Origin of the sequence: Amycolatopsis sp. H20-H5 (assembly GCF_035828755.1) — a bacterium.
GTDB lineage: Bacteria > Actinomycetota > Actinomycetes > Mycobacteriales > Pseudonocardiaceae > Amycolatopsis.
Map to the genome: position 1 here is coordinate 24,128 of NZ_JAYMZS010000105.1, position 8,184 is coordinate 32,311.

Annotated in this window: 9 protein-coding genes; 3 read left to right on the forward strand and 6 right to left on the reverse strand. The window is 72.0% G+C overall.

All coding sequences use genetic code 11. The features are described 5' to 3' along the window. Positions 1-79: 79 nt before the first annotated feature. Together QMK34_RS37220 and QMK34_RS37225 are read left to right on the forward strand one after the other, a co-directional pair. A complete protein-coding gene (locus QMK34_RS37220; RefSeq protein WP_326419453.1) occupies positions 80-952 on the forward strand; it encodes a DUF4397 domain-containing protein in 873 nt (290 codons plus the stop codon). After that, on the forward strand, positions 942-1,547 hold the full coding sequence (locus tag QMK34_RS37225; RefSeq protein ID WP_326419455.1) for a class F sortase: 606 nt from the start codon (positions 942-944) through the stop codon (positions 1,545-1,547). The genes QMK34_RS37220 and QMK34_RS37225 overlap by 11 nt, the downstream gene beginning before the upstream one ends. A 6-nt stretch (positions 1,548-1,553) precedes the next feature. On the opposite strand, the gene QMK34_RS37230 is transcribed toward QMK34_RS37225, so the two are convergent. The 6 genes from QMK34_RS37230 to QMK34_RS37255 form a co-directional block, all read right to left on the reverse strand. Continuing rightward, positions 1,554-2,711 (reverse strand): LLM class flavin-dependent oxidoreductase, encoded by a 1,158-nt coding sequence (locus QMK34_RS37230; protein ID WP_326419456.1) that lies wholly within the window; start codon positions 2,709-2,711, stop codon positions 1,554-1,556. Beyond that, a complete protein-coding gene (locus QMK34_RS37235) occupies positions 2,708-3,712 on the reverse strand; it encodes an ABC transporter substrate-binding protein (protein WP_326419457.1) in 1,005 nt (334 codons plus the stop codon). Before QMK34_RS37235 ends, QMK34_RS37230 begins: the two co-directional genes overlap by 4 nt. A gap of 4 nt (positions 3,713-3,716) precedes the next feature. Beyond that, a complete protein-coding gene (locus QMK34_RS37240; protein ID WP_326419458.1) occupies positions 3,717-4,448 on the reverse strand; it encodes an ABC transporter ATP-binding protein in 732 nt (243 codons plus the stop codon). Beyond that, on the reverse strand, positions 4,433-5,257 hold the full coding sequence (locus tag QMK34_RS37245; RefSeq protein ID WP_326419459.1) for an ABC transporter permease: 825 nt from the start codon (positions 5,255-5,257) through the stop codon (positions 4,433-4,435). Before QMK34_RS37245 ends, QMK34_RS37240 begins: the two co-directional genes overlap by 16 nt. A gap of 325 nt (positions 5,258-5,582) precedes the next feature. Continuing rightward, a complete protein-coding gene (locus QMK34_RS37250; protein ID WP_326419460.1) occupies positions 5,583-6,293 on the reverse strand; it encodes an MBL fold metallo-hydrolase in 711 nt (236 codons plus the stop codon). 185 nt (positions 6,294-6,478) lie between these two features. Beyond that, positions 6,479-7,000 carry a DinB family protein gene (locus QMK34_RS37255; RefSeq protein ID WP_326419461.1) on the reverse strand — a complete coding sequence of 174 codons (522 nt, stop codon included), beginning with the start codon at positions 6,998-7,000 and terminating at the stop codon, positions 6,479-6,481. A 46-nt stretch (positions 7,001-7,046) separates the two neighbouring features. On the opposite strand from QMK34_RS37255, the gene QMK34_RS37260 reads away from it, so the two are divergent. Next, positions 7,047-7,904, forward strand: a complete 858-nt coding sequence (locus tag QMK34_RS37260; protein ID WP_326419462.1) for a DMT family transporter — start codon at positions 7,047-7,049, stop codon at positions 7,902-7,904. Positions 7,905-8,184: the final 280 nt, after the last annotated feature.

Genomic DNA, 8,184 nt, shown 5'->3' on the forward strand with positions numbered 1-8,184 from the left:
CGTGACGTACCCGCCGCTTCCCCCGGCCGGGCTGCTCAGCCCGTTCACCTGATCCGACTCCCACCGGAAGGTCCCCCCGATGCGCACCACACCGCGAAGACGCCACGTGCTGCTGAGATCCGCCGGCCTCGCGGGCGCCGCCGCCCTGCTGCTCGGCACCGCCCCGGCGACCGCCGCCGAAGCGCCCGGCTCCGGGGTCGGCTGGATCCGCGTCGGTCACCTCTCGCCCCAGGTGCCGCCGGTCGACATCTACTTCGCCCCGTTCGGCAAGCCCGAGAAGGTGGTCATCCGCAAAGCCGGGTACGGCTCGGTGACCGGGTACTCGTCGGTGGATCCCGGCGCGTACACCCTGTCGATGCGGCCGGTCGACGCCGCGCCCACCTCGCCGCCCGCGCTGACCGCGACCATCACGGTCGACGACGCCCACGCCTATTCGCTGCTGGTGTTCGCGGATGGGCCCGACGGCACGCTGAACGGCGACTTCGTCAACGACGACCTCACGGCCCCGGCCGCGGGCAACGGCCGGGTGCGCGTCGTGCAGGGCTCGGCGTCGTACGCCCCGGTGAGCGTCACCGGTCCTGGCGACAAGGTCGTCGCGGACGGCGCCGCCTACGGGATCACGACGCCATACGGCGAACTCCCGCAGGGTCGCTGGCCACTGAAGCTGGTCGGGGGCGGCACGAGCGGCTCCGCCACGGTCGACGTCAAGGCGGGCTCGTCGACCACCCTGCTGGTCACCGAAGGCGCCGACAGTTTGACGGCCGTGCCGATCGCCGACGGCGCCGCGCTGCCCGACGCACCCAAACTCGGCGTGGAGACCGGGGGCGGCGGCACCGCGATCCAGCCGGGCCGGGACTTCGCGGGGCCTTGGGCCGCGGGCGGAATCCTCGCCGCGCTGGTCGCGCTCGCGGCCTGGCCGAAGCTGCGGCGCCGGGTCGCCCGTGCGCGGTGAACGGGCACTGATCGGCCTGCTGCTGCTCACCCTCGCCGCTTGTGCGCCCGCACCCGCGGCGCCGCAGCCTGCCGCCGTCCCCACCCCACCGGTCAGTTCGGGACCGTCGGGGCCGTCGGGGCCACTGCCCTTGCCGCCTGCCGCCGACGTCCGGCCGGTGAGCCTGACGATCCCGGCGCTCGGCATCGACCAGCCCGCGCTCGTCCCGCTCACCCTGGGCCCGGACCGGCAACTGCTGGCGCCGGACCGGTTCGAGGACATCGGCTGGTACTCCGGCGGGCCGGTGCCCGGCGACCCCGGCCCCGCCGTGATCGCCGCGCACGTCGACTCGCGGGCCGGACCGGCCCCGTTCTTCCGGCTGAAGGAGCTGCGCTCCGGTGACGAGGTCCGCGTCCGGCGTTCGGACGGGCGGGAAGTCACCTTCGCGGTCGACTCCGTGCAGCGCTACCCGAAAGACGCGTTCCCCACCGCGCAGGTCTACGGCGCCGCGCCGGGCAGCGCGCTACGGCTGATCACCTGCGGCGGCAGCTTCGACGCGGCCAAACGGTCCTATCGGGACAATATCGTCGTGTTCGCCTCCACCCGGTGGAGCTGACCAAGCCTACAAGGCCGAGACGTTCCGTTCCGGATGCGACTGCGGGCGCAGCAGGGGAACGTCCGCGAGCAGGCCGCGCCGAGCCAGCTCGGGCCGGACCCCCTCGCCGAACCAGTAGGCCTCCTCCAGATGCGGGTACCCCGACAGGACGAACTCCTCGACCCCGTGCGAGTGGTACTCCTCGATCAGGTCCGCGACCTCGGCGTGGCTGCCGACCAGCGCCGTCCCCGCGCCGCCCCGCACCAGGCCGACCCCGGCCCACAGGTTCGGATGGATCTCCAGTCCGCGCACCCCGGCGTCGATCTTCCCGCCGTGCAGCGCGACCATCCGCTGCTGCCCGACGGACTCGCTCGCCGCGAGTTGCTGCTGCGCCTTCGCGACCTGCTCGGGACTCAGCGCGTCGAGCAGCTTCTGCGCCTCGCCCCAGGCCTCGGCCGAAGTGTCGCGCGAGATCGTGTGGACCCGGACGCCGAAGCGCACGGTCCGCCCCTGTGCCTCGGCCAGCTCCCTCACCTTGCCGATCTTCTCGGCCACCTGCGCTGGCGGCTCGCCCCAGGTCAGGTAGACGTCGGCGTGCCGCGCGGCCACCGGCAGCGCGGCGGCCGAGGAACCGCCGAAGTACACCGGTGGCAGCGGATTCGGCGGCGCGAGCGTGGTCGCCCCCTCCACCCGCAGGTGCTCGCCCGCGAAGTCGAACGGCTTGCCGGACCAGACGCCGCGCACGATCGAGAGGAACTCGTCCGTGCGCGCGTAGCGTTCGTCGTGCTCGTGCCAGTCCCCGAACCGGCGCTGTTCGACGGCGTCGCCGCCGGTGACGATGTTGAGCAGCACGCGTCCCCCGGACAGGCGCTGGAACGTCCCGGCCATCTGCGCGGCCAGCGTCGGCGAGATCACGCCGGGGCGGAACGCGACCAGGAATTTGAGCCGCCGCGTCTCGCGGATCAGCGCCGCGGTGGTCAGCCACGCGTCCTCGCACCAGGTGCCGGTCGGGGTCAGCACCCCCTCGAAACCCTGCTGCTCGGCCGCCCGCGCCACCTGCGCGAGGTAGTCGAGATCGGGGGCGCGCTGCGCGGTCGGACCGGCGGACTTGTTGGCGTGGAAGCGTTCCACGATCGTCCGGCCGTCTCCGGTGGTCGGCAGGAACCAGTGCGGTTTGACGCTCACGAAGCGTTCCTCGCCTTCTCGAGGTCGGGGCCGTATCGGCGGTCGGCGAACTGGGCGAAGTCGACCTTGCCCGGCAAGGTCTTGTCCTGGCTGAACGCGTCGGCCAGCTGCTGTTCGGACTGGACGACCTTGTCGTCGAGCGTGGTCGGCAGGTCGCGGCCCGCGTCGACCGCCTTCTGCGCGACGTCGAGCTTGAGCCCGGTTTCGGCGGCCCAGGCCTTCGCCCACTCCGGCCGGTGGGAGTCAGCCCACAGCTGGGCCTTGGTGACGCGGGTCAGGTAGTCGCGGATGGCCGAGTTCTTCCCGGCGTCGGCGAGCGCGGCGGTGCTCGCCGTCTGGAAGCTGTAGCCGTTCGACGCGCCTCGTCCGTCCGCGAGCACGCGAGCCTGAGCGTCGATCTGCGCCTGCGCGGTGTAGGGGTCCCAGATGGCCCAGGCGTCGACCGCGTGCTGGGTGAACGCGGCGTAGCCCTCGGACGGCTGCAGGTAGGACAGCTTGACGTCCTTAGTGGACAGACCGGCGTTCTTCAGCGTGGTGAGCAGCTGCCCGTGGGCCGAGCTGCCCTTCGCCACCGCGACCGTCTTTCCCTTCAGGTCGGCGGCGTCGCGGAGCGCGGAGTCCTTCGGCACCAGGATCGCCTCGCGTTCGACGTTGCTGGTCGAGACGCTCACCACCGAGATTTTCGCTTTCGCCGCGGCGGCGAAGATCGGCGGCGTGTTGCCGACCCGGCCGAGGTCGATCGCGCCCGCCGAGGCGGCTTCGAGCAGCGGCGGCCCGGAGGTGAACGTCGACCACTCGATCTTGTACGGCGTGTCCTTGAGCAGGCCCGCCGCGGTGAGCATCGACTTCACCCCGCCCTTCTGGTCGCCGACCTTCAAGGTGACCTTGGCGAGGTCGGCCACGGATACCGGGGCGGGCACCGCGGCCACGCCGGGGCTCGCGGATCCGGCGCCGCAAGCGGCGAGCGCCGCCAGGGAAAGCATGGCCGCCACGGCCGTCATTCGCCTATGCCACTGCACTTTCGGTCACTCCCAGGTCGCCGAGCACCTTCGCGCGGACATCGATGTGGTCAGTCGGTTTCCGCGGCCGTGGGTGGCCGAGGACGTGTTCGGACAGGATGGCGCCCTCGTCGAGCACGAGGATCCGGTCGGCGAGCAGCAACGCCTCGTCGACGTCGTGGGTCACCAGCAGCACCGCCGGGCGGTGGCGGCGCCACAGGTCCTCGACCAGGCGGTGCATGGCGATCCGGGTCAGCGCGTCGAGCGCGCCGAACGGCTCGTCGAGCAGCAGCAGGTCCGGCTCCCGCACGAGCGCCCTGGCGAGCGAGACCCGCTGTGCCTCGCCGCCGGACAAGGTCAGCGGCCAGTCGTCGGCGTGCTCGGCGAGCTGGACCTCGTCCAGCGCCCGCTCGGCGAGCTCGCGGTTGCGGGCCTGTGAGCTGGTGCCGCGCCGCAGCCCGAGCACGACGTTGCGCCAGACCACGCGCCACGGCAGCAATCGCGGCTGCTGAAAGGCCACCGAGACCGTGCCGTGGACGTCCGCGCGGCCTTCGGTGTCGGCGTCGAGCCCGGCCAGCACGCGCAGCAGCGTCGACTTCCCGGAACCGCTGCGGCCCAGCAGCGCGACGAACTCACCACGGCCGATGGTCAGCTCGAGCCCGTCGAGCACGGTCCGCGAGCCGAACCGCTTGGTCAGGCCCGCGACCGCGACCACGGGGGCGTTCACCGGGCTCGCCATCGCAGGGCCCTCCTTTCCAGCAACCGGACCAGCGCGTCGGTGGCCAGGCCGAGCGCCGCGTAGACGACCAGGCCGACCACGACGACGTCGGTGCGCAGGAACTCCCTGGCGTTGTTGATCAGGTAGCCGACCCCGGCGTCCGCGTTGACCGTCTCGCCGACGATCAACGCGAGCCACGCCAGCCCCAGCGACTGCCGGAGCCCGACCAGCGTCTGCGGCAGCGCGCCGGGCAGCACGACGTGCCACAACCGTTCCGCGGACGTGAAACCCAGTGCCCGGCCCGCTTCCACGAGCTGGTCGTCCACCGTCCGGATTCCGGAGTGGACGTTGAGGTAGAGCGGGAAGGCGACGCCGAGCGCCACCAGGACGATCTTCGTCTCCTCGCCGATGCCGAACCACAGGATGAACAACGGGATCAGCCCGAGGAACGGCAACGTGCGCAGCATCTGGACCGGTGGATCGACCAGCGCCTCGCCCCAGCGCGACAGCCCGGCGACGACGCCGAGCAGCACCCCGACGGCCGCGCCGATCGCGAAACCCGCCGCGACCCGGCCGAGCGAGACCAGGAAGGCGTCGGCTAGTTCGCCGGTGCGGGCGACCTCGACGCCCGCTCGCACGACCGTCCACGGTGAACTCAGTTTGTCGGCGGGCAGGGCGCCGGTGGAGCTCGCCACCTGCCAGGCGGCGAGCAGCGCGATCGGGCTGATCCAGCGGCGGAGATCGGGCAGTTTCCGGCGGGAACGGTGGGGTGGGGCCGGTTCTGCGGTGGTTTCCGGGCGCGTGAGCACACCGGTGGCGGAGAGCGACACAGGGTTCTCCCGGTGAAGGAGTGCGGGGGAAGGACGAAAGCCGGGCCGGGTCAGGCGCGCGGACAGGCCGCGCTCGCCTGCTGCCGGAGATCGACGTACAGGCGGCTGACGAGAAGCGTGCCGCGGCGGGTCATGTGCTGAGCTTCAAGCCACGAACGGGTGAAGTCAATCAGCGGACGCCTGATCCCGGTATCTGGGCAGCTGTCACGGAACCGGCCACGCGAGTGTGGAACTCGAGGCCGTCAATGTGGAACTCGGCGTCGTGAGCGTGGGACTCGCGGGCGGGCACGGGGCGAGTCCCACGTTCAGGGGCGTGAAGTGCGGCTCAGCCGCCGAACATGAGTCGCCACTCGTCGAGCGAACGCGGCCGGAAGACGAAGTTCGTCTCCTTGACGCTCGAGAGCGCGGCCGTCGGCTCGGCCGAGTACTGGTGCCCCGGATAGACCGCCGGGTCGCCGGGGAGCCCGGCCAGCCACTGCAGGCTCCGGTAGATCGCTTCGGCGTCGCCGCCGGGGAAATCGGTGCGGCCACAGCCTTCCAGGAACAACGTGTCGCCCGAGACGAGCTTGTCCTCGACCAGGAAGCACTGGCTGCCCGGGGTGTGGCCGGGGGTGTGCAGCAGCCGGATCGGGATCGCCCCGACCTCCACGACGTCGTCGTGGTCGTGCGCGCGCAGGTCGGTGTCCGAGACGCCGGTGCTGCGGCGGACCCACTCCTGCTCGGCGGTGTTGACGTGGATCGGCACCTGTTCGCGGGCCAACAGCTCGGCGATCCCTGGCAGGGAGAAGCCCATCATCTCGCCGCCGATGTGGTCCGGGTGGTGATGCGTGGCGAGCACCCCGGTGAGGCGCATGCCGTCGGCCTCGAGGAGGTCCAGCAGATCGCCCACCGCGTACGCGGGGTCGACGACGACCGCCTCGCGGGTCTCGGTGTCGCCGATCAGGTACGCGAAGTTGACCATCTGCGTGGCCACCGGGTCCCCCACCGCGAAGTCGCGGCCGGCCAGCAGCTGGCGGAAGTAGAGCCGATCAGACATGCCCACAGCCTAGGGCGTGTCTGGTAAATCTGTTCGATGGGCTTCGTGTTCCAGGTGGTTCCTGGCGGTGCGGGGGATTTGCCCTCGTACCGGGTTTACTCGGGTGAATCTCCCGTGCCGTCAGGGGCCGCCTGGGCGCGAAGACCGCGAACTTGATTTGCCAGACACGGCCTACGGCCCCTGGCTCACTCGCCGGTCGTGCCGTCGGCGAGTTCGCGCAGGAAGTCCAGATGGCCGACGTGCCGGGCCGTTTCCTGGATCAGGTGCGTGAGCACCCAGCGCACGGTGAACACCTGCTCCCCCGGCGGTTTCCGCGTGCGGTCCCCCGCGGCCAGCCCGGCCAGCGCCCGCTCGGAACGGACCCACTCCGCGCGGTACGCGGCGATCACCGAGGCCGGATCGTCCTGCCCGGTCAGGTCCCAGCTGGGATCCGGCGAGCCCTTCCACAGCGAGGGCGCGTCCAGCCCGCCAGCCTCGATGGACAGCCACCAGCGCTCGGCCGCCGTGAGGTGCTTGAGCACGCCCAGCGCGCTCATCCGCGGCGACGTCGGCAGCGGGGTGGCGGCGGCCTGCTCCCGGCTCAGCCCTGCCACCTTGTTGACGGCCGTGACGCGCAGGAAACCCAGGAAATCGTGCTGCGACCGCAGCTCGTCGGGCGCGTCCGACGCGGGCCAGTGACGTTCCATCCTCGAACTGCTGTTCGACATGGGGAGAACTCTACAAGATCCACGGCGAAGCCCTAGGCTGAGGACCATGTGGTGGGGATTGCTTTGCGCGCTGGCCGCCGCCTGCGCCTACGGTGTGGCGTCGGTGTTGCAGGCGATCGCCGCCCGCTCGACCACGGGCGGTGAGGACGGGGTCGACCCGCGGCTGCTCGTCCGGGTGCTCGGGCAGTGGCGGTTCGTGCTGGGACTGGGTTTCGACGTCCTCGGCTTCGCCGCGCAACTGGCCGCGCTGCACGTGCTTCCGTTGTTCGTCGTCCAGGCCGCGCTCGCCGCCAGCCTCGCGGTCACCGCGGTCGCGGCCCGGTTCCTCGGGGCCCGGCTGGGCAGGCGCGAGTGGGCGGCGGTGGCCGTGGTGTGCGCGGGCCTGGCCCTGCTGGGCGCCTCCGCCGAGAGCGAGGGGTCCTCGTCCGTCGGGACGGCGTTCCACCTGGTGCTGGCCGGGGCCGTGGTGGTGCTCGGTGTCGCGGGCATGCTCGCGGGCAAGGCGTCCCGCCGGTTCCGCACCCCCGCGCTGGGCTTGGTCGCCGGGCTGAGTTTCGGGGTGGTGGCCATCTCCGGCCGGATCATCCCGAGCCTGGCCCCGCTGGACCTGCTCACCGACCCGGCCGTGTACACCGTCGCGGTCGCCGGCGCGATGGCGATGCTGTTCTACGCCACGGCGTTGCAGCGCGGCAGCGTCACGACGTCCACCGCGATGATGGTGATCGGCGAGACCGTGTTCCCCTCGCTGGTCGGTGTGCTGGCGCTCGGCGACCGCACCAGGCCGGGCTTTGCCTTCGTGGCGCTGGCCGGATTCGCGCTCGCGATCGCCGCGGCCCTCGCGCTCGCCCGCTTCGGCGAACCCGCCCCCATCGAGCCCGCCCCCCCCGAAACCACCAGCGCCTGACCGCACGCCCCCATGATCGACCCGTGTCCAGACTGCCGCCACCCGTGTCCAGACTGCCGCCACGCGTGACGGCAGCGCAATCACGTGTGACGGCAATCCAGTCACGCGTGACGGCTGGACGGCGAGGCCGGTTCCGCGGTCCGGGCTAGGGCGTGTCTGGTAATTCTGTTCGATGGGCTTCGTGATTCAGGTGGTTCCTGGCGGTGCGGGGCGCCGACCCTCGTACCGGGTCGCACTCGGGTCGTGCGCCCCCTGCCGCCCGGGGCCGCCTGGGCGCGAA

Excerpts from the sequence above, each read along its gene's own strand:
- QMK34_RS37220 (WP_326419453.1), top strand. The coding sequence starts at position 80 with ATGCGCACCACACCGCGAAGACGCCACGTGCTGCTGAGATCCGCCGGC.
- QMK34_RS37235 (WP_326419457.1), bottom strand. The coding sequence starts at position 3,712 with ATGACGGCCGTGGCGGCCATGCTTTCCCTGGCGGCGCTCGCCGCTTGC.
- QMK34_RS37240 (WP_326419458.1), bottom strand. The coding sequence starts at position 4,448 with ATGGCGAGCCCGGTGAACGCCCCCGTGGTCGCGGTCGCGGGCCTGACC.
- QMK34_RS37250 (WP_326419460.1), bottom strand. The coding sequence starts at position 6,293 with ATGTCTGATCGGCTCTACTTCCGCCAGCTGCTGGCCGGCCGCGACTTC.
- QMK34_RS37255 (WP_326419461.1), bottom strand. The coding sequence starts at position 7,000 with ATGTCGAACAGCAGTTCGAGGATGGAACGTCACTGGCCCGCGTCGGAC.
- QMK34_RS37260 (WP_326419462.1), top strand. The coding sequence starts at position 7,047 with ATGTGGTGGGGATTGCTTTGCGCGCTGGCCGCCGCCTGCGCCTACGGT.